19 protein-coding genes are annotated in these 19,067 nt (G+C 64.3%); 11 read left to right on the top strand and 8 right to left on the bottom strand.

Going from position 1 to position 19,067, the window contains the following annotated elements; all coding sequences use genetic code 11:
• Window positions 1-82: 82 nt before the first annotated feature.
• The 7 genes from XH83_RS23300 (at window position 83) to XH83_RS23270 (ending at window position 6,918) form a co-directional block, all read left to right on the top strand.
• A complete protein-coding gene (locus tag XH83_RS23300) occupies window positions 83-1,327 on the top strand; it encodes an ABC transporter substrate-binding protein (RefSeq protein ID WP_194403064.1) in 1,245 nt (414 codons plus the stop codon).
• Window positions 1,328-1,413: 86 nt separating this feature from the next.
• Entirely contained in the window at window positions 1,414-2,334 is a 921-nt protein-coding gene (locus XH83_RS23295; RefSeq protein ID WP_194403063.1) for a branched-chain amino acid ABC transporter permease, read from the top strand.
• 5 nt (window positions 2,335-2,339) lie between these two features.
• Window positions 2,340-3,383 carry a branched-chain amino acid ABC transporter permease gene (locus XH83_RS23290; protein ID WP_194403062.1) on the top strand — a complete coding sequence of 348 codons (1,044 nt, stop codon included), beginning with the start codon at window positions 2,340-2,342 and terminating at the stop codon, window positions 3,381-3,383.
• Window positions 3,380-4,123, top strand: coding sequence for an ABC transporter ATP-binding protein (locus XH83_RS23285; protein ID WP_194403061.1), 744 nt, complete (start codon window positions 3,380-3,382; stop codon window positions 4,121-4,123). Before XH83_RS23290 ends, XH83_RS23285 begins: the two co-directional genes overlap by 4 nt.
• Window positions 4,120-4,821, top strand: a complete 702-nt coding sequence (locus XH83_RS23280) for an ABC transporter ATP-binding protein (RefSeq protein WP_194403060.1) — start codon at window positions 4,120-4,122, stop codon at window positions 4,819-4,821. Before XH83_RS23285 ends, XH83_RS23280 begins: the two co-directional genes overlap by 4 nt.
• Window positions 4,822-5,469, top strand: coding sequence for an ATP-binding cassette domain-containing protein (locus tag XH83_RS23275; protein ID WP_194403059.1), 648 nt, complete (start codon window positions 4,822-4,824; stop codon window positions 5,467-5,469).
• Window positions 5,470-5,481: 12 nt separating this feature from the next.
• A complete protein-coding gene (locus XH83_RS23270; RefSeq protein WP_194403058.1) occupies window positions 5,482-6,918 on the top strand; it encodes an NAD-dependent succinate-semialdehyde dehydrogenase in 1,437 nt (478 codons plus the stop codon).
• A 6-nt stretch (window positions 6,919-6,924) separates the two neighbouring features.
• On the opposite strand, the gene XH83_RS23265 is transcribed toward XH83_RS23270, so the two are convergent.
• From XH83_RS23265 to XH83_RS23255, 3 genes are all read right to left on the bottom strand, one after another.
• A complete protein-coding gene (locus XH83_RS23265; RefSeq protein ID WP_194403057.1) occupies window positions 6,925-8,292 on the bottom strand; it encodes a caspase family protein in 1,368 nt (455 codons plus the stop codon).
• A gap of 110 nt (window positions 8,293-8,402) precedes the next feature.
• Entirely contained in the window at window positions 8,403-9,029 is a 627-nt protein-coding gene (locus XH83_RS23260; RefSeq protein WP_194403056.1) for a glutathione binding-like protein, read from the bottom strand.
• A 12-nt stretch (window positions 9,030-9,041) separates the two neighbouring features.
• A complete protein-coding gene (locus XH83_RS23255; RefSeq protein WP_194403055.1) occupies window positions 9,042-9,635 on the bottom strand; it encodes an isochorismatase family protein in 594 nt (197 codons plus the stop codon).
• A gap of 131 nt (window positions 9,636-9,766) precedes the next feature.
• Here XH83_RS23255 and XH83_RS23250 point away from each other — a divergent pair, with 131 nt between their 5' ends.
• Together XH83_RS23250 and lepB are read left to right on the top strand one after the other, a co-directional pair.
• Window positions 9,767-10,600: a LysR family transcriptional regulator gene (locus XH83_RS23250; RefSeq protein WP_194403054.1), complete on the top strand. Its 834-nt coding sequence runs from the start codon at window positions 9,767-9,769 to the stop codon at window positions 10,598-10,600.
• 129 nt (window positions 10,601-10,729) lie between these two features.
• Entirely contained in the window at window positions 10,730-11,479 is a 750-nt protein-coding gene (lepB, locus tag XH83_RS23245) for a signal peptidase I (protein WP_194403053.1), read from the top strand.
• A gap of 76 nt (window positions 11,480-11,555) precedes the next feature.
• On the opposite strand, the gene XH83_RS23240 is transcribed toward lepB, so the two are convergent.
• The 3 genes from XH83_RS23240 to XH83_RS23230 all read right to left on the bottom strand — a co-directional run bounded on the left by XH83_RS23240 (window position 11,556) and on the right by XH83_RS23230 (window position 13,993).
• Window positions 11,556-11,843: a GIY-YIG nuclease family protein gene (locus tag XH83_RS23240; protein WP_194403052.1), complete on the bottom strand. Its 288-nt coding sequence runs from the start codon at window positions 11,841-11,843 to the stop codon at window positions 11,556-11,558.
• 149 nt (window positions 11,844-11,992) lie between these two features.
• Window positions 11,993-13,633 (bottom strand): chaperonin GroEL, encoded by a 1,641-nt coding sequence (groL, locus tag XH83_RS23235; protein WP_194403051.1) that lies wholly within the window; start codon window positions 13,631-13,633, stop codon window positions 11,993-11,995.
• Between the two features lie 45 nt (window positions 13,634-13,678).
• Window positions 13,679-13,993, bottom strand: a complete 315-nt coding sequence (locus tag XH83_RS23230) for a co-chaperone GroES (RefSeq protein ID WP_194403050.1) — start codon at window positions 13,991-13,993, stop codon at window positions 13,679-13,681.
• A gap of 378 nt (window positions 13,994-14,371) precedes the next feature.
• Between XH83_RS23230 and XH83_RS23225 the strand changes: the two genes are divergently transcribed.
• Window positions 14,372-14,659, top strand: coding sequence for an usg protein (locus XH83_RS23225; RefSeq protein WP_194403049.1), 288 nt, complete (start codon window positions 14,372-14,374; stop codon window positions 14,657-14,659).
• Between the two features lie 164 nt (window positions 14,660-14,823).
• Here the strand turns inward: XH83_RS23225 and XH83_RS23220 are convergent, their stop codons facing one another.
• Window positions 14,824-16,953, bottom strand: coding sequence for a tetratricopeptide repeat protein (locus XH83_RS23220; RefSeq protein ID WP_194403048.1), 2,130 nt, complete (start codon window positions 16,951-16,953; stop codon window positions 14,824-14,826).
• Between the two features lie 221 nt (window positions 16,954-17,174).
• Here XH83_RS23220 and XH83_RS23215 point away from each other — a divergent pair, with 221 nt between their 5' ends.
• Complete coding sequence (locus XH83_RS23215; RefSeq protein ID WP_194403047.1) at window positions 17,175-17,702, top strand: cupin domain-containing protein; 528 nt, start codon at window positions 17,175-17,177, stop codon at window positions 17,700-17,702.
• 114 nt (window positions 17,703-17,816) lie between these two features.
• On the opposite strand, the gene XH83_RS23210 is transcribed toward XH83_RS23215, so the two are convergent.
• Entirely contained in the window at window positions 17,817-19,067 is a 1,251-nt protein-coding gene (locus XH83_RS23210) for a NupC/NupG family nucleoside CNT transporter (protein WP_194403046.1), read from the bottom strand.

Genomic DNA, 19,067 nt, shown 5'->3' with positions numbered 1-19,067 from the left:
AAAAAGCAAAAGACTTCGAAAACGGGAGGAAACGATGAGAGGGCGTCAGATCTCACGGCGAAGCGTTTTGAAGGGCAGCTTGATGGCGAGCGTCATCGGCGGCACCGGCAGCTTCTTTGGGCCGTGGAAGGAGAATCACGCGTGGGCGCAGGGCGCAAAGCCGATCAAGCTCGGCCTGACCTGCGATGCCAGCGGGCAATACGGCAACAGCGGACAGGATGATTTCCGCGGCATCAAGATGGCGATCGATGAGTTCAACGCCAAAGGCGGCGTGCTCGGGCGCCAAATCACCTTCATCACCGCGGATACCGAGACCACGCCGGCGACCGGCAGCCGTGTCGCCGAACGCTTCATCACGCGCGAGGACTGCACCATCCTGATCGGCGCGCTGCACTCCGGCGTCGCCAACGCCATCACCCAGGTCGCCAGCAAATATGGCGTGATCTACATGAACACCAATTCTTCCGCGCCGAGCGAGGCCGGGGAGAACTGCTCGCGCGTGAAATTCGTCTGGGACGGCAACGGCACCAATTTCTCCAAGGCATCGGTCAAGAACGCGGTCGACTCCATCGGCAAGACCTGGATGCTGCTGACCAACGACTATGTCTGGGGTCACACGACATCCGCCGCGACCAAGGCGCAGGTCGAGGCCGCCGGCGGCAAGATCGTCGACAATCTCCTGGTGCCGCAGAACACCCGCGACTTCACCGCCTATTTGCTCAAGATCCAGCAGGCAAAGCCCGACGTCGTCGCGACCGCGATCGGCGGCGACGACATCAAGGCGCTGCGCGAGCAGGTGGCGCAGCTCAAGCTCGACGGCAAGCCGGCCTGGATCAACAACCAGCAGGACTGGCCCGACGTTTGGGGCGCGCCCGACAGCCTGTTCGGCGTGTTCGGCACCACCTGGTATCACAAGCTGCAATTGCCTGGGGTCGCCGACTTCGTCAGGAAATGGCAGGCCGCCAACAAGGATGGCCCGATCCCGGTGCCGGGCAACGTCTCCTACAACGGCTACATGTCGACGCGCGAATTGCTCCGCGCGATCGAGCGGGCAGGGTCGACCAACAACGTCAAGATCATCAAGGAGCTCGAGAATCTCAAGGTCTCGGCGACCGACCGGATGCAGCACTTCGACGCCTACATGGATCCAATGACGCATCAGATGCAGCAGACGATCTACCTGGCGCGCCGCAACGCCAAACCGGCCGACAACACCGATCTCTATGAGATCATCAGCTGGACCGAGCCGAAATCCGCGGCCGATGACGCCGCACCCGGCAAATGCAAGCTCGCGCCCTACGAGCAAGTGCCGACCGTCGACTCCTGACGACGGTTCGCCCCATCGCGGTAACGGCGGCGCGCTCGTCGCGCCGTCAGCCTGCTCCTGGAATGCCAGTTTGCGAGACTTAAGCCTTGTTCGACATCCTTCCTCACCTTGTGAATGGCCTGACGCTTGGCTTGCTATTCGCGCTGATCGCGCTCGGCTTCATGCTCATCGTCGGGCTGATGGAGCAGATCAATCTGGCGCACGGGTCGTTGTTCGCGCTCGGGGCCTACGTCGCGATGCAACTCACCGGTCCGCGTCCGCCATTGCCGGCCGAGCTTGCAAAGCTGTGGCTCGCGCTGCCGCTCGGCTGGCGCTACGCCGCGACGCTGGTCATCGCGCCCGTCATCGTGAGCCTGGTCGGCATACTGATCGAGTTCTGCATGCGACGCACCTACGGCAAGGACCCGCTCTACGGACTGCTGCTGACCTTCGGCGCGGCGATGGTGATCGAAGAGCTGATCCGCCTGGTCTGGGGCACGCGCGACTATGTGCTGCAGGTGCCGTCAGCCGTCAATGGCGGCTTCCTGTTCGGCGACCTCATCTGGTCAACCTACCGCTTCTATGCAGCCGGCATCGCGGCCGGGATCATCGGCCTCGTCTGGCTCTTGATCGAGAAGACCTCGTTCGGTGCGACCGTGAAGGCCGGCGCCCATGATAGCGAGATCGTCCGCGCGCTCGGCATCAATCTGTCGCGGCTGCGGCTCCTGGTGTTCGTGTTCGGCACCATGCTGGCGGCCATCGCCGGCATCATCGTCGCACCGATCTGGGGCATCCGCCCGCATATGGGCGTCGATGCCGTCATCCCGGCATTCCTGGTGATCGTGCTCGGCGGCGTCGGAAGTTTCTGGGGCGCGGTCGTCGCCGGCCTGCTGGTCGGCCTGTGCGTCGGCCTCGCCGGAGCCTACGCGTCCGAATGGTCGCTGCTGTCCATGTACATCCTGCTCGTTGCCGTCGTGACGTTCCGCGCGCGCGGCCTCTGGGGCAAGAAGAGCGTGCTCGAGGTCTAGGGGATATGATCGTGGGTTCGACGACCTCATCCGACGCTTCGCGGCTTGTCACGCCGTCCATGCTGGTGCTCTGGCTGGTGCTTGCGACAGTGCCGCTCTGGATCACGCGGGTCGGGCTTTATCCCTATCTCGGAATCGAGATCCTGATCTGGTCGCTCTATGCGCTGGCCTTCAACCTGGTGCTCGGCACCGCCGGCCTGCCGTCGTTCGGCCACGGCGCCTATTTCGGCATTGGCGCCTATGCCTTCGGGCTGTGCCAGTTCGACATCGTCGCCAATCTCTGGATATGCCTTGCCCTGGCGACGCTCGCGGCCGGCCTCGCCGGCGCGCTGGTGGCACTCTTCATCTCGCACCGGCGCGGCATCTACTACGCCTTCATGACGATCGCGTTCGGCCAGATATTCTGGACGCTCGCGATCAAGTCGCACGGCATCACCGGCGGCGAGGATGGCCTGCTCAAGATCAGGCGGCTGCCTGCGGATTTCGGCCTGGTGTCGTTCGACCTCACCGACAATGTCGCGTTCTACTATTTCGTGCTCGCGGCGTTCGCAATTGGCGTCGCCGCCTTGTGGCGGCTGGTGCATTCGCCCTATGGCCGCGTCGTCGCCGCGATCAGGCAGAGCGAGATCCGTGCCGCCCATCTCGGCTACAATGTGTGGCTCTACAAGGTGTCGGTCTTCACCCTCTCGGCCGCGCTGTCAGGCTTTGCCGGCGGTCTGTTCGCGATGGCGCAGCTTGCCGCGTTTCCCGATGTGATGAGTCTGCACCAGTCCGGCTACGTCGTGATGATGACGCTGGTCGGCGGCGGGCTTGTCAGCTTCTGGGGCCCGGTGATCGGTGTGGTCCTCTTCCTCACTGCACGCGACGTGATCGGCGCGCTGACCAATGCCTGGATGCTCTATTTCGGTCTTCTCTTCATGGCGATCGTGCTGTTCCGTCCCGAGGGCATCGCCGGCGCGCTCTCAGCCCTGGTGCGGCAGCATTCTCTCGACGCCTTGAGGCGGCGCGGTACGTCCGCGATGCGGTTGTTGGTCGGGAGCGGGCGATGAGCATGGTCGAGGCCGCAGGTGTGCATGTCCGCTTCGGCGATCGTGTCGTATTGGAAAGCGTCGACCTCGCGGTCGGCGAGGGCGAGTTTCACGGCGTGATGGGCCCGAACGGTGCCGGGAAGACCACCTTCTTCAACGTCCTCACCGGCCGGGTGAAACCAAATCGTGGCAAGATCCGTCTCGGCGGCGAGGATGTCACCGGCTTGAGCCCGCACCGTATCGCCGCCAAGGGCATCGCCCGCTCGTTCCAGATCATGACGTTGTTCGACGAATTCTCCGCGCGCGACAACGTCATGATGGGCTTGCCCGCGTTTCGCGCGCGCGGTCTCGATTTCGCCCGCGCCGCGGCCGGTGATCGCAAGTTCGCCGAGCAGGCTTCCGAAGCGCTTGCGACAGTCGGGCTTGCGGAGAAGGGCGATGTTCGCGCCAAGGACCTGTCCTACGGCGACCGCCGCGCGCTGGAGATCGCCGTCGCGCTGGCGCAGGCGCCGCGGGTGCTGTGCCTGGACGAGCCGACATCCGGCCTCGGCTCCGACGGCGTGCAGCGGCTCGCAAGCCTGGTCGCTCGCCTCAAAGGCAAGCTCACCATCGTCGCCATCGAACACGACATGGAGTTCCTGTTCTCGCTCGCCGACCGCATCTCGGTCATTCATTGGGGCCAGGTGGTGGCGCGCGGCACGCCGCACGAATTGCAGCAGAACGAGTGGGTCCGGCGCTCCAATCTGGGGAAGTTCGCATGATCCTCGAAGTCGACGGGTTGGATACGTTCTACGGCGAGACCCAGGCGCTGTTCGCCGCCTCGCTCGCGATCGAGCAGGCGAAGGTCTTTGCACTGCTCGGGCCCAATGGCGCCGGCAAGACCACCATGCTCCGTTCGATCCTCGGGCTGACGAGGCCGCGGCGCGGCGCGGTGCGTTTCGACGGGCGCGACGTCACGCACGATCCGACCCATGAGGTCGCGCGTGCCGGTATCGGCTGGGTGCCAGATGACCGGCGGCTGTGCCCGACCCTGTCGGTGGCGCGTAATCTGTCGATCGCGCAGAAGGGCACGCGTTTCCGTCGATGGAGCGTCAAGGAGGCCTGCGCGATCTTCTCGCCGCTCGAATATTTGATGGAGCGGGATTGCGAAAATCTGTCGGGCGGCGAAATGCAGATGGTGGCCATTGCACGTGCGCTGGTCGGCTCGCCCGGGCTTGTGCTGTTCGACGAGCCTAGCCAGGGGCTGGCGCCAAAGATCGTCGGCGACGTGCTCGCGACGATTTTGCGGATGAAGGACGAGGGCATCGCCTCGCTGGTCGTCGAGCAGAATGCCGAGATCGCGCTGTCGGTCGCGGACCATGCCGCGGTCATCGACCGCGGCCGGATCGTCTGGACCGGGGAGGCCGCTGTGTTGCGCGATGATCGTTCCCTTCGGCAGCGCTTGCTGGGAGTACAATAAGTGGCCGCACCGCTGCTCGTGCTCGATGATGTCAGCAAGGTCTATACGACGGGCCGCATCGTTCGCCGTCCGACGTTCACGCTTCAGGCAAGCCTGGCGCTGGACGAGCCGGGTATCGTCGGCGTCGTCGGGCCGAACGGTGCCGGCAAGACGACCCTGTTCGAGATGATGACCGGCTCCAATGCGCCGACCTCGGGACGCGTGTTGGTCGCGGGCACGGATATCCATGGGGTCAAGTATCGCGAGCGCGATCGTCTCGCGATCCATTATCACCAATCCTACCAGGTCAGGCGCTTTCGCAAGCGGATTCCTTCGGCGTTCCTCGCGCCATCGCCGACCCGGACGCCGCTCGTGCACCTGTTCGACGAGCCGCAGTTCAACCTGCAGGACGGTTATATCGGCTTCATGCTGGATTTCTTCCGCAAGCTGCGCGACGAGGGCAGGCTGGTCATCCTCTGCATGCACCCGACGGCGAGCTGGCACCTCGATATCCTCGCCGAGATCGCCGAGCAATTCCTGTTCGTGGCCGGCGGCGGGGTGTCGCGGATGACGGACTTCCGCAGCCTCGCCGCCGAGCCGCGCTTTCGCGCCTATCTCGGACCGGAGATGACGCGCGCCGCGGACGCTATCTGCCGCAAATCGATGTAAAGGAGACTTCCCTTGGCTTATTCGAACACCCAGCTTTTCATTGGCGGCACATGGCGCCCGGCTCATTCGGGCAAGATGATCGAAGTCCTCAATCCCGCGACCGAGGAGGTGATCGGCACCGTCGCGCATGCCGGCAAGGCCGATCTCGACGAGGCGCTGGCCGCTGCCGCTGCGGGTTTCAAGACCTGGCGCAACGTCGCCCCGTTCGAGCGCTGCCGCATCATGCGCAAGGCCGCCGCCATCATGCGCGAGCGCAATGACGAGATCGCGCCGCTGCTGACCATGGAGCAAGGCAAGACGCTCGGCGAGGCGAAGATGGAGGCGATGGCCGCGGCCGACGTGATCGAGTGGTTCGCGGAGGAGGCCAAGCGCGCCTATGGCCGGCTGATCCCGGCGCGCGGGCCGGGCATCTACCAGCTCGCGATCAAGGAGCCGGTCGGCCCGGTCGCGGCGTTCACGCCCTGGAATTTTCCGATCAACCAGGTGGTCCGCAAGCTCTCCGCCGCGCTCGCGGCCGGCTGCTCGATCATCGTCAAGGCGCCGGAGGAGACGCCGGCTTCTCCCGCGCAGCTCATCCGCGCCTTTGCCGACGCGGGCGCGCCCGACGGCGTGATCAACCTCGTCTATGGCGTGCCGGCGGAGATCTCCGAATATCTCATCCCGCATCCGGTGATCCGCAAGATCTCCTTCACCGGCTCGACCAGTGTCGGCAAGCAGCTCAACGCGCTTGCGGGCCTGCACATGAAACGCGCCACCATGGAGCTCGGCGGCCACGCGCCCGCGATCGTGTTCAAGGACGCCGACGTCACCTCGGCTGCGAAAATCCTGGCGGCCGCCAAGTATCGCAACGCCGGCCAGGTCTGCATCTCGCCGACCCGCATGCTGGTCCAGGACGAGGTGTTCAGGGAGTTCGTCGACAAGTTCGTGGACGTTGCCAGGGCATTCAAGGTCGGCAACGGCCTCGATCCCGAGTCCAGGATGGGTTCGCTCGCCAATCCGCGCCGCGTCAGCGCCATCGAAGGCATGGTGCAGGATGCCGTCGGCAAGGGCGCCAAGCTCGAGACCGGGGGCAAGCGCATCGGCAACAAGGGCTATTTCTTCGAGCCGACCGTGGTCAGCGACGTGCCGAAGGATGCGCGCGCCATGAACGAGGAGCCATTCGGCCCACTTGCGCTGATCTCGCGCTTCCAGTCATTCGACGAGGTCGTCGAGGAAGCCAACCGTCTGCCCTTCGGTCTGGCCTCCTATGCCTTCACCAACTCGGCCAAGACTGCGGCCGCGGTGGGGGCGGCTGTCGAGGCCGGCATGATGTCGATCAACAGCTTTGGTCTCGCGCTGCCCGAGGTGCCGTTCGGCGGCATCAAGGATTCCGGCTACGGCTCGGAAGGCGGCACCGAGGCCATGGACGGCTATTTCAACACCAAATTCATCAGCCAGACGGGCGTATGACCGCCGCTATCGCTTGACGAAGACCAAGTTGCACGCGCGGGCCTCGTTGCGTTTGCCGGTGCCGCGGGTGCGATCGAATTGCGCGTCGACGGTAAAGGCGTAAGGCGAGCCCGGCGCGAGGTTGTTGAGCGTGTAGGCGCTTGCTCCCGTCGTGCCGCGCGCGCTCAGCGTCGTCTTGCCGTCCGCCGGAATCTGGCCGTCGATCTCCAGGCGGTTGCCTCCGTCCTTGCCCTGAACCTCTGCATGAAACACGCCGTTGGTCACGGTGCCGGCCAGCGGTCTGGTGAAACCCTGCGCCTTGCCGGTCGGCGGGCAGTGCAGGGTGACGTCCCAGCTGCCGTCGAAATCCATGCTGCCGGTGGTTCTGGCGCTGCCGCTCGGCGCGACCGCCACCTTCTGCTTCAGGCTGTCGATCCGCGCCTTGGCGAGACTGGCGAAGCTGCAGCTCGAAAATCGCGCCAGGTGATCCTCGAAGGCGCTGACGGTGCCGATGCCGTCCGCGGCCTTCCAATGGGCCTCCGCGGCCGCGCACGGGTCGGCCCGCGGCGCGGCCTGCGACGCCCCGGGAGCGACCGTGACCGTGACCGGGCCGTTCAGGTAGAACTTGCCGATGATCGACAGCGACAGCTCCGGCAGCTGGGTCTTGCCGCTGGAATCATAGACGTCGCTGCTGATGTCGCGAAAGACTTCGCCGATCTCCTGCGGCTCCTCGATGTGTTTCAGGAACGCCGTCGTGTAGGGGCTGTTGCGGCCAACGCCGTCGGCGGCGACCTGGCCGGACTGCGTCGAGAACGACACGATCGTGCCGCGCGGTGCCTCGACCTTCGACAGGCCGCGCCCGATCGAGGCGGCTCGCGTCGAGCCGGCGGAGCGTTTGAGCATTTCCGCCAGTGGATTGTCGCGGCAAGAATCCAGCACCAGGATGCGCAGGTTCTTGGCCTGCTGCAGGTCGTTCACGATGTCGTCGACCCGCACGAAACGCTTGAGGTCGGCTTCATCGGTCAGCGTGGCGTCGACGGGCATCAGATAGTTCACGCCGTTGTACTGCATCGCATGGCCGCTGTAGTAGAACAGGGCGACGTCGGCTCTGCTCGCTGCGCGCGCGAAGCGGATGGTCAGGTCCTGCATGTCGGCCTGGCGCAGGTCGACGCCCTGGATCACCTCGAAGCCGCTGCGCTTGAGCGAGGCTGCCACGTCTTCGGCATCGTGTGAGGGGTTGGGGAGTTGCGCCGTAGAGGCATAGGCGCCGTTGCCGATCACCAGTGCCACCCGCGTATCCGCCGACGCAGGTCCGACGCAGAGCGAGGCGAAGAGCGCCAGATACAAACCGGGCAGGCAAAATCCGGCGAAGCAGAATCTGGAAAGAGCACTCATGAATGCCTTCCGAGGAAATATCGAAAATATCTCTCCAGATTAGCGCATGCCACGCCGACTTCAATGCCCCTGCCGGGGAAACGCTCAGATTTCGCGGCCGTGACGTTCCGTCACGCTGCCATCGCCTTGCGCAGGGCCATTTCCGTCGCAATCGCGTCCCGCACGGCCGGTCGCATCTGCATGCGCGCGAGGTAGGCCGACAAGGACGGCCATTGCGCGACGTCGACGCCGGCGGGACGGAGCAGCAGCAAGGCCCAGGTGAGGTGCGCATCGGCCACCGTGAAGCTGTTGCCGACGAGGAATTCGCGCTCCGCCAGATGCGCAGACGGTATCGACAGAGTCTGGGCGATCCTTGCGCGCGGCTTGGCGAGCGAGCCGTCGTCCTTGTACCAGAAGGTCGGAAACAGGAACGCCTTGTGAATCTCCGTGCCGATGAAGCTCAGCCATTCCTGCAAGCGGTAGCGATCGATCTCGCCCGGACGCGGCGCGAGGCCGCTGGCGGGCTTCAGATCGGCGATGTATTGCAGCACCGCCGCGCTTTCCGTCAGGCGTTCGCCGTTCTCCAGCACCAGCACCGGAACCGCGCCCTTCGGGGCGACGCCGTGAAAATCACCGTCATCCGCGAGTTTCTTGGTCCAGAGATGCACCTGATGATAGGTCGCATCGAGACCTGCTTCCATCAGCGCGATGCGGCTCGAAAGCGAGCAGGCCATCGGCGAGAAGTAGAGTTGCAGCATCGTCTTGCTCCGTCACATCAGTGCATCGCCGCGCGCGATGATCGCGAAGCGGTCGGACAGTTCGGCGAGCGCAACCTCGTGAATGCTCCGGGCGTCCAGCGTGCCGCCGCGTCCGTCGGGCAGGTCGCGCGTGGCGCAGGCATCGGCATCGATCGTCGTGCGAAAGCCGAGGTCGAGCGCGGCCCGCGCGGTGGAGCTGACGCACATATGCGTCATGAAGCCGGCCAGCACGATGTTTTTCCTGTCGATCGCGTCAAGGCGCGCCTTCAGATCGGTGCCGGCAAACGAGTTGGGCAACTCCTTTTCGATCACGAGCTCGCCGGCATGCGGCGTCAGTTCGGCGACAATGGCGCCGCGGTCGGCGCTGCGATCGAACAGGCTGCCCGCCTTGCCGCGATGGGCGATATGAATGATCGCGGCATTGGCGGCGCGCGCCTTGGCCAGCAGGGCAGCCGCGCGCGCGATCGCGGGCCTGGCGTCGGGCAGGGCGACGGGACCTGCGAGATATTCGTTCTGAATGTCGATCAGCACCAGCGCAGCATCGGCAAGACGCGGCGGGGTTAGGTCGGCGCCGGCGAGCTGCAGCAGGGTCTTTGCGGTCGTCATGATCTCTGGAATCTCCGGAAAGCGAATGGCAGGTTCAACATAGTCCCTAGGGCGGCCTGCCGATATGCAGGGATATTGCAGCGGATGGCTGCGATATTGCAGGCTTGTCGCGGTCGATGTAGCCTCATCCCATGAACTGGGACGATCTCCGCATCATCGCCGCCGTCAGGGACGAGGGCACCTATGCCGGCGCCAGCGCACGCCTGCGCATCGACGAGACCACGGTCGGGCGGCGGTTGTCGCGCATCGAGCGTGCGTTGGGTTTGCGCCTGTTCGAGGCTGCCGACGGCGTTCGCAGGCCGACACGGCAATGCGAGGCGGTGCTGGCGCATGTCGAGGCGATGGCCGCGCATGCGGCCGAGATCGATCGCCTCAGCGAGGGCGTGGAGGGTCCCGTGGGACGCCTGCGCATCGCATCCACCAACACGGTCGCCGAGCAGGTGCTGTCGCCGCGTGCGAGCGATTTCCTGCGCGCCAATCCCGGTCTGATGCTGCAGTTCCTCACCTCGAGTGAGAACGTCAAGTTCTCGCGGTGGGAAGCCGATCTCGCGATCCGGCTGCGCAAGCCCGACAAGGGCGACTTTGCAATCTCGAGACTCGGCGACATCAAGCTTTACTATTTCGAACCTGTTGCGAGCGATGGCGAGCCGATGCTCTGCACCTATCCGGATGAGTTGGGTGCCATTCCCGAGATGCAGTTCCTGCGGACCAGGAAAATCCGCGTGCGCTGCGTCACCGACAACGTTCGCGTCATCCGCAATTTGATCCGCGCCCACCAAGCCGCCGGCGTGCTGCCCGAATATAGTTGTGGGGATCTGCTCGCCGACCGCGGCCTGCGTGTCACGCTGCTGCCGAAACGGCGCGATATCTGGCTGTTGGTGCAGAATCACCTGAAGCGCGACGCGGCGACGCGCGTGACGATCGACTGGGTCAGGCACTGCTTCAAGGACGTCCCGCAGGCCTGATCATCGGCGGCGTTCATGGCCTTCGCATTGAACGCAGTCCGCGCGATGTGCGACCAAAATCACGGAGCCGGGATTGCGCGCGCGCCAAGGTTGCGTAATCTCGTGACGAGACCTGACCGGGGCAAGCGCATGACCACTCTTTCCGAAACGATCCGGCCCTCGAGGGCGCAATCGCGGGAATGGAAGGCCATTCTCATCCTGATCCTGCTGGTCCCGGTGTTGTGGTCGCCGCTGATCCTGTTTCGCTTCGTCCTGTACCAGCCCTTCAGCATCCCCTCCAGCTCGATGGCGCCAACGCTGATGGTCGGCGACTACGTCTTCGCCGCGAAATATGCCTACGGCTACGGCCGCAATTCCATCCCGTTCGCGCCGTCCTGGATCTCGGGCCGCATCCTCGCCGCCGACCCCGAACACGGCGACATCGTCGTGTTCCGGACGGCGAAGGACGGTTCGGTCGACTACGTCAAGCGCGTGGTCGGTCTGCCCGGCGATCGCATCCAGATGCGGGGAGGGGCGCTCATCCTCAACGATCGCCCGGTGACGCGCGTCGGGCTCGCGGACGCGCTCGCCGACAACGCCTGCGGAGTGGATGGCGGCGTCAAGGTCCATCGCTGGCGCGAGACGCTGCCGAACGGCGCCTCGTACGTCACCAACGACTGCATCGACAACGGCTTCCTCGACAACACCAACGTTGTCACGGTGCCGCCGGGCCATGTCTTCGTGCTCGGCGACAACCGCGACAATTCCACCGACAGCCGCATGATGTCGAGCTTCGGCTTCGTGCCGATGAACAATCTGATCGGCAAGGTGACGCGGATCTTCTGGTCGCTCGACGAAGACGGCGAGCCGCACATGGAGCGGCTGGGCAAGGTGAGGTGAGGGCCCAAAGCCCTCTCCTTCGTCATTCCGGGGCGCGCCCACTTGGGCGCGAGCCCGGAATCCATAACCACAGGTCTTAGTTGGCTATCCCCGGATAGAGATCATCCCAGTTTGGGTTCTGCTCCTCGATTAGCCGGGTCTTCCAGTCGCGACGCCACTTCTTGAGTTCTTTCTCGCGGGTGATGGCGGTAACTGCATCGTCGTAGATCTCGAACAAGACGAGCTTCCCAACGTCGTACTTGGTCGTAAATCCGGGAACAGCTTTTGTCTTGTGCTCATACACACAGCGAACAAGATCGCTGGTCACGCCGATGTAGAGTGTGCCGTGCTTTTTGCTTGCGAGGATGTAGACATAGTAGGCCATTCCATCCGCCTGTGGTTATGGATTCCGGGCTCGGCGCTACGCGCCGCCCCGGAATGACGAACCCACGACCATCTTAGCGTGTATCTCCCCCCAAACAAAAACCCCGGCATCGCTGCCGGGGTTTCGTCGTTCTTGAGAGGTCGTTGGACTTAGAAGTCCATGCCGCCCATGCCGCCGCCGGGGGGCATTGCCGGGCCGGCGCCGCCCTTCTTGGGCAGCTCGGCGACCATGGCTTCCGTGGTGATCAGCAGGGCCGCAACCGAGGCTGCGTTCTGGATCGCGGTACGGACCACCTTGGTCGGGTCGATGATGCCCTTCTTGACGAGGTCGGCATATTCGCCGGTCTGGGAGTCGAAGCCGTAATTGTAGGTCTTGTTCTCCAGGATCTTGCCGACGATCACCGAGCCGTCTTCACCGGCGTTGATCGCGATCTGGCGAGCGGGAGCCGACAGCGCCTTGCGCACGATCTCGACGCCGGTCTTCTGGTCGTCGTTCTTGGTGCGCAGGCCCTTGAGCTGCTCGGAGGCACGGAGCAGGGCGACGCCGCCGCCCGGGACGATGCCTTCTTCCACAGCCGCGCGGGTCGCATGCATCGCGTCATCAACGCGATCCTTGCGCTCCTTGACCTCGACCTCGGTCGCGCCGCCGACGCGGATCACCGCGACGCCGCCGGCGAGCTTGGCCAGACGCTCCTGGAGCTTCTCACGGTCGTAGTCCGAGGTGGTTTCCTCGATCTGCGCCTTGATCTGGGCCACGCGCGCCTCGATGTCGGCCTTCTTGCCGGCGCCGTTGACGATCGTGGTGTTCTCCTTGTCGATCATCACCTTCTTGGCGCGACCGAGCATGTTGAGCGTGACGTTCTCGAGCTTGATGCCGAGATCTTCCGAGATCGCCTGGCCGCCGGTCAGGATCGCGATGTCCTGCAGCATGGCCTTGCGGCGATCGCCGAAGCCCGGAGCCTTGACGGCCGCGACCTTCAGGCCGCCGCGCAGACGGTTCACGACCAGGGTCGCGAGCGCTTCGCCTTCGACGTCTTCGGCGACGATGACCAGCGGCTTGCCGGTCTGCACCACGGCCTCGAGCAGCGGCAGCAGCTCGTTCAGCGAGGAGAGCTTCTTCTCGTTGATGAGGATGTAGGCGTCGTCCATCTCAACGCGCATCTTGTCGGCGTTGGTGACGAAGTAGGGCGAGATGTAGCCGCGGTCGAACTGCATGCCCTCGACGACGTCGAGCTCGGTCTCGAGCGACTTGGCTTCCTCGACGGTGATGACACCCTCGTTGCCGACCTTCTTCATGGCGTCGGAGAGGAACTTGCCGATCTCCTGGTCGCCGTTCGCCGAGATGGTGCCGACCTGGGCGATCTCGTCGTTCGAGGTGACCTTCTTGGAGTTCTTGACGAGGTCGGCGACCACGGCTTCCACGGCCAGGTCGATACCACGCTTGAGGTCCATCGGGTTCATGCCGGCGGCAACCGACTTGGCGCCTTCGCGCACGATCGCCTGGGCCAGCACGGTGGCGGTGGTGGTGCCGTCGCCGGCCGCGTCAGCGGACTTGGAGGCGACTTCGCGCACCATCTGCGCGCCCATGTTCTCGAACTTGTCCTCGAGCTCGATCTCCTTGGCGACGGTGACGCCGTCCTTGGTGATGCGGGGAGCGCCGAACGACTTGTCGAGGACGACGTTGCGGCCCTTCGGACCGAGCGTGACCTTCACCGCGTTGGCAAGGATGTCGACGCCGCGCAGCATCTTGTCGCGCGCATCAACCGAGAATTTGACTTCTTTGGCTGCCATCTGGATTTTTCCTTGAGGTATTTGATTGGAGGGAAAGAGGGGCTCTTAGGCCGCCTTCTTCTTGGAAGCGGGGACGTCGAGGACGCCCATGATGTCGCTTTCCTTCATGATCAGCAGGTCGACGTTGTCGATCTTGACCTCGGTGCCGGACCACTTGCCGAACAGCACGCGGTCGCCGACCTTCAGGTCGAGCGGAACCAGCTTGCCGGCTTCGTCGCGGCCACCGGGGCCGACGGCGACGATTTCGCCCTGGGAGGGCTTTTCCTTGGCAGTGTCGGGAATGATGATGCCGCCAGCGGTCTTCTCTTCTGCGTCGATGCGCTTGACCACGACGCGGTCGTGAAGCGGACGGAATTTCATGCAGTCCTCCTAAGCATTTGCTCGGGTTGAGGTTTTGAGATTGTTAGCAATCGGTGCCCGCGAGTGCTAGCACGAGCAAGGCTGAAATAGGACAGGAATTTTGCGGGGGCAAGGGCTTCTAGCAGAAAATTTGGCGCTCTGAAGGCTCGGCTGCCAGAATGTCTTTCCATCGTTAACCGGGTTTAGGGACCGTATTAGCACGGTGCCGCATCTGCTGCTAACGCATTGAATTTCAACAGCTTGTTAAACTTTTGGGCTTGAGATGGATTGTCAGTTTGCGTCACATTTCTCTCATGTGAGCGCATCAGTACCGGGTGGCTCGTAAGGCGCACACCGACCAAGCCGCCCCTTGAATGCGCTCCTGCAAAGGAGGTTGGCATGGGCTTGCGGAGTGGGGTCGTTTCCGAGGATTTCCGGAAACAGATGCTGGGTTACGGGCTGACGACGGCGCAAATTCTCTACCGCATGCCGGATCATCCCTCGCTGCTCCAGACCTATGTCTGGCAGAACTACGACATGTTTCCGAAATTCCCGGCGCTGAAGGATTTCCTGGCATTCTGGCAGGAGAAGCTCGACGGCCCCCTCCATTCGGTCACCGTGGCGCATTCCAAGCTGATCAAGCCGGCCGAGCTGCGCGCCGTGGATGGCGTGTTCCGGCTGCATTGAGGACACCGGTCTCGTAGGGCGGGCAAAGGCGCGTTCTTCGCGCGCCGTGCCCACGCTTTTTCCGATCCGGTTACAGATGCGTGGGCACGCTTCGCTTTGCCCGCCCTACGATATCTCGGTTGGAGCTGCGCCGTGCGAACGCGCTGTCGTCGCCCGAGGCGCGATCAGGCGCCGCTGCTGCAATAGCGCTGCCACATCGCGCGATAGGCCTCGTCCACCGCTCGCCCGTAGGAGACGGGGTTGCCGGCGGCGGCGGCCCGGATCTGGTCGGGCAATGCGAGGCGCACCTTGTCGAGCTCGCCGATCTCCAGGGCGCGGCTCGTTGCGATGTCGATATAGGCCTCATTGCTGTCGGTGACCCAGTCGGGCAGGCCGAGCGCCGTGAGGATGGAGCCGGCGGCACGGCTGGGCAGGCTGTTGCCGAGCTTCGCGACCACAGGCACGCCCATCTGCAAGGCTTCCCACGTGCTGACGCCGCCGTTCTGCGGGAACGGGTCGAGACAGATATCGACACGATTGAACGATGCCAGATGTTCGCTTCGCAAGGTGGCGCCGAGCAGCTCGACGCGTTCGGCCGGAATTCCGCAAGCCTCGAACCGCGCGAGCAGATTTTCGCGGATCAGCCGGTCGTCCAGCGCGACATCCTTGATCAGCAGTCGCGAACCCGGCACGCGTTCGAGAATCCTGGACCAGACGTCCGCCGCCTCGTCCGAAATCTTGCTGATGCGGTTGAAGACGCCGAAGGTGACGAAGCCGTTCGAGATTGCCGGACTTGGCGCCCGCGCAATCTCGGCCGGCAGTGGCGTCAGGGTCACGAAGCACGGCAGGTCGACGACGGTCTCCGCAAACAGATGCCGAACCTCGTGCGGAATCGCGACCGGGTCCGAGATCAGATAGTCGATCGTCGGCAGCCCGGTGCCCGTGCCGTGGCCCCAGCCATGGACCTGGATCGGCGCCGGTTTGCGCGCGAACACGCCGAGGCGGTTCCCTCTGGTGTGGCCGGACAGATCGATCAGGATGTCGATGCGGTCGGCGCGGATCTCGTCGGCGAGGCGATCTTCGGTCCATTGCGAAGCGTCGCGCCAGCGATCGGCGATCTCCCGGAATTGGCTGGTCGTCGCATCCACTTTCGACGAGCAGGCGTAGCACACGATCTCGAACTGCGCCCGGTCATGGTGCTGAATGACCGGCATGAAGATCAACGCGGCCGAATGTGCGTTGAAGTCCGACGAGACATAGCCGAGCACCAGGCGGCGATCCGGATCGCGATTGTTGTCATGCGGTCTCGGCGTCTCCAGGGCGATCTTCGCGCCGACGCGTTCCCACCACATCTGACGCGCCTGCTGATGCCGCTCGACGGTGGCGTCGCCGGCAAAGTCGAGCGTGAATATCTTGTTGGAGATCGCGCTCTGCAGGTCAGGCTGGATGTCGAGAGCCCTGTCGAAACTCGCGAGGGCCTCGTCGACCCGGCCAAGTCCGGCGAGGCAAAGGCCCAGCACCAGATGACCTTGAATGGAATCGGGAGCGATCGCCAGCGCCTGTTCGCAATCGCGCGATGCCTCGGCAATTTGCTGGATCTGGAGTAGGACACCGGCCCGCGCGAGCCACCCATTCGCGTCGTCGGGAGCCAGCGCGATGGCCTGATTGCCGTCCGCCAGGGCTTCGTCAAAACGCTGAAGCTCCCGTAACACAACGGCGCGGTTCGCCAGCGCCGCCGCATAGTCGGGCTTGATCGACAGCGCGCGGTTCAGGCTTGTGATCGCCTCGTCATAGTTGCGCTGACGGCAGAGTGCCCAACCGCGGCCGTTATGGGCTTCCGCAAGGTTCGGGTCGAGTGCGAGCGCCTTGTCGTAGCTGTGCAGCGCCTCGTCGTGAAGGTCGAGGGCCGCGCTCGCGTTGCCGAGATTGGAGAGCGTTACGGCGTGGTTGGGCCGCAAGGCGAGGGCTCTTCGATAACTCGCGCGGGCTTCGTCGTGACGCCGCAATCCGTTGAGAGCGACGCCCAGGCTCATATGCGCATCGGCGGATCGCGGATCCGCGGCAACCGCGCGGCTCAGCAGGATTTCGGCTTGCTGATAGTTCTTGGCATCGGATTCCAGAATGCCGAGCATGTGCAGCGCGACGATTTGGTTGGGCGCGAGTTGCAGGACTTTGCGGTAGGCAGCCTGGGCTTCCGGCAAAAGTCCCATCTTGTGCAGCTGGAGTGCATGGCTGAGCATCGGCAATATTTCGGCTTTTTGCCGTTTCTGAAGCCGGGCATTCTGAAATGCTCGCTGACCTACGCTGCCGCTCATGAATCGAGTCCCCCAGAATCTCACGGGCGAGATTAATTCAGCGAGGAAACGAATACGAGGCGACGGCCGCTCACGACGACAGCTTCGGACAAGCTACGACTCTGGTCGTGCTTCGGCGCGTCCATCCTCGAGCCCCGCAATTGCCGCATCGTCCAAGACTGGATAATCTGCCTGCGGGGCGCGCCCGTCCGCGGGCGCGGTTCCGATCAGGGAGGCAGACAATGGCCAAGCAAAAGGCATCAAGACCCGCAACGAAGGCCGCGGTGAAGAAGCGCAGCAGCGCAAAGGCCGCGGCGCGTTCGTCGGCGCGCAAGGCGGTGAAGGCGAAGGCACGCATTGTGGCTCCGAAAAAGCCCACGCGCCCGCGGCAACGCATCGCGATCAGCCATCACCGTGAGGAAGACTTCAAGGCCGACGGCCTGCGTGCCTACGCCAAATACCGCGACCTCGGCATTGCCGACGCCACCCATGGTCTCGCGCAAGCGCATGTGATCCGCCTGCAGGGCCCCTGCAACCCGGCCGAGGTCTCGAAGCTGCACTTCCACGACGTCGAGTTCCAGATGGTCTACGTGCTCAAGGGCTGGGTGAAGACCTATATGGACGGGCAGGGCGAGACGCTGATGAAAGAGGGCAGCGCCTGGACCCAGCCACCAAAGATCAAGCACATGATCCTTGATTACTCCGACGACGTCGAACTCTTGGAGGTGATCCTGCCGGCGGAGTTCAGGACGACAGAGTTGAAGGCCTGACGTCATTCCGGGGCGCGCGTAGCGCGAGCCCGGAATCCATTGAGCGGCGGAGACGGTGGATGAATAGATTCCGGGCTCGCCGCTACGCGCGCCTGGGAATGACGGCGGAGAAACCTACGCCAACACCCCCACGACCGCGCCCATCAAGCACGTCGTCAGCGTCCCCGACACGATCGACTTAAGCCCGAGCGCGTTGATCTCCTCGCGCCGCTCCGGCGCCATCACGCCCAGGCCGCCGATCATGATGCCGAGGCTGGCGAAATTGGCGAAGCCGCACATCGCGTAGAGCATGATCAGGCGCGAGCGCGGATCAAGCGCGCCTTCCGGCAGCTTCGAGAAGTCGACATAGGCGATCAATTCGTTGAGCACGGTCTTGGTGCCCATCAGGCTGCCGGCGGTGACGGCCTGATCCCACGGCAACCCCATCAGCCAGCACACCGGCGCCATCACGAGGCCGAGCAGGCGCTGCAGGGAGATGGCGGCACCGCCGATTTGAGGCAGCAGGCCGAGGATCGCGTTGACGAGATAGACCAGCGCCACCAGCACCAGCAGCATGGCGACGATGTTGATCAGCAGCTCAATCCCCGCGCTGGTGCCCTTTACGATCGCATCCATCGTGCTGGCAATCTCCATCTCGGGATCTTCCAGCGTGCCGCCGGTGCGCTTGTCGGAGGTTTCGGGCACCATGATCAGGCTGATCAGGATCGCGGTCGGCGCGCCGAGCACGGACGCGATCACGAAATGTGCGGCGGCGTCCGGGATGAGGGGAGCAAGCAGCGTCGCATAGAGCACCAGCACCGTGCCGGCGATGCCCGCCATGCCGCCGGTCATCACCAGGAACAATTCGCTGCGGGTCATCTGCGCCAGATAAGGCCGCACGAACAGCGGGGCCTCGACCATGCCGAGGAAGATGTTGGCGGCGGTCGACAGGCCCACCGCGCCGCCGACCCCTAACGTCCGCTCCAGCAGCCAGGCCATGCCGCGAACAACAGGCGGCAGCACGCGCCAGTAGAACAGCAGCGTCGTCAGCACGCTCATGACCAGCACGATCGGCAGCGCCTGGAACGCCAGGACGAAATCGGCGCCCGGCACTTTGAGATCGAACGGCAGGGGGCCGCCGCCGATATAGCCGAACACGAAGGCGGAGCCGGCGCGCGAGGCCGCGGAGATCGCGCCGACCGCATCGTTGATGGCGCCGAAGGCATGCGCGACGGCCGGCAGCTTCAGCAGCATGATCGCGGTGACGACGGTGACGACGAGACCGATCGCCGCCTGTCGCAGCGACACGGCGCGCCGGTTCTCCGTCAATGCGAAGGCGATCAACAGCAATGCGAAAATGCCGAGTGCCGATTGCAAGCGCAGCAT

It is taken from the genome of Bradyrhizobium sp. CCBAU 53351, assembly GCF_015291745.1.
Taxonomy (GTDB): Bacteria; Pseudomonadota; Alphaproteobacteria; order Rhizobiales; family Xanthobacteraceae; genus Bradyrhizobium.
The sequence above is the reverse complement of the archived record's forward strand: the minus strand, read 5'-3'. Positions and strand labels throughout refer to the sequence as shown.

Coding starts and splice junctions, on each gene's coding strand:
- XH83_RS23220 (WP_194403048.1), bottom strand. CDS start 16,953: ATGAGCGGCAGCGTAGGTCAGCGAGCATTTCAGAATGCCCGGCTTCAG.
- XH83_RS23230 (WP_194403050.1), bottom strand. CDS start 13,993: ATGAAATTCCGTCCGCTTCACGACCGCGTCGTGGTCAAGCGCATCGAC.
- XH83_RS23300 (WP_194403064.1), top strand. CDS start 83: ATGGCGAGCGTCATCGGCGGCACCGGCAGCTTCTTTGGGCCGTGGAAG.
- XH83_RS23215 (WP_194403047.1), top strand. CDS start 17,175: ATGGCCAAGCAAAAGGCATCAAGACCCGCAACGAAGGCCGCGGTGAAG.
- XH83_RS23250 (WP_194403054.1), top strand. CDS start 9,767: ATGAACTGGGACGATCTCCGCATCATCGCCGCCGTCAGGGACGAGGGC.
- XH83_RS23260 (WP_194403056.1), bottom strand. CDS start 9,029: ATGCTGCAACTCTACTTCTCGCCGATGGCCTGCTCGCTTTCGAGCCGC.
- lepB (WP_194403053.1), top strand. CDS start 10,730: ATGACCACTCTTTCCGAAACGATCCGGCCCTCGAGGGCGCAATCGCGG.
- XH83_RS23290 (WP_194403062.1), top strand. CDS start 2,340: ATGATCGTGGGTTCGACGACCTCATCCGACGCTTCGCGGCTTGTCACG.
- XH83_RS23210 (WP_194403046.1), bottom strand. CDS start 19,067: ATGCTGCGCTTGCAATCGGCACTCGGCATTTTCGCATTGCTGTTGATC.
- XH83_RS23280 (WP_194403060.1), top strand. CDS start 4,120: ATGATCCTCGAAGTCGACGGGTTGGATACGTTCTACGGCGAGACCCAG.
- XH83_RS23285 (WP_194403061.1), top strand. CDS start 3,380: ATGAGCATGGTCGAGGCCGCAGGTGTGCATGTCCGCTTCGGCGATCGT.
- XH83_RS23240 (WP_194403052.1), bottom strand. CDS start 11,843: ATGGCCTACTATGTCTACATCCTCGCAAGCAAAAAGCACGGCACACTC.
- XH83_RS23255 (WP_194403055.1), bottom strand. CDS start 9,635: ATGACGACCGCAAAGACCCTGCTGCAGCTCGCCGGCGCCGACCTAACC.
- XH83_RS23265 (WP_194403057.1), bottom strand. CDS start 8,292: ATGAGTGCTCTTTCCAGATTCTGCTTCGCCGGATTTTGCCTGCCCGGT.
- XH83_RS23225 (WP_194403049.1), top strand. CDS start 14,372: ATGGGCTTGCGGAGTGGGGTCGTTTCCGAGGATTTCCGGAAACAGATG.
- groL (WP_194403051.1), bottom strand. CDS start 13,633: ATGGCAGCCAAAGAAGTCAAATTCTCGGTTGATGCGCGCGACAAGATG.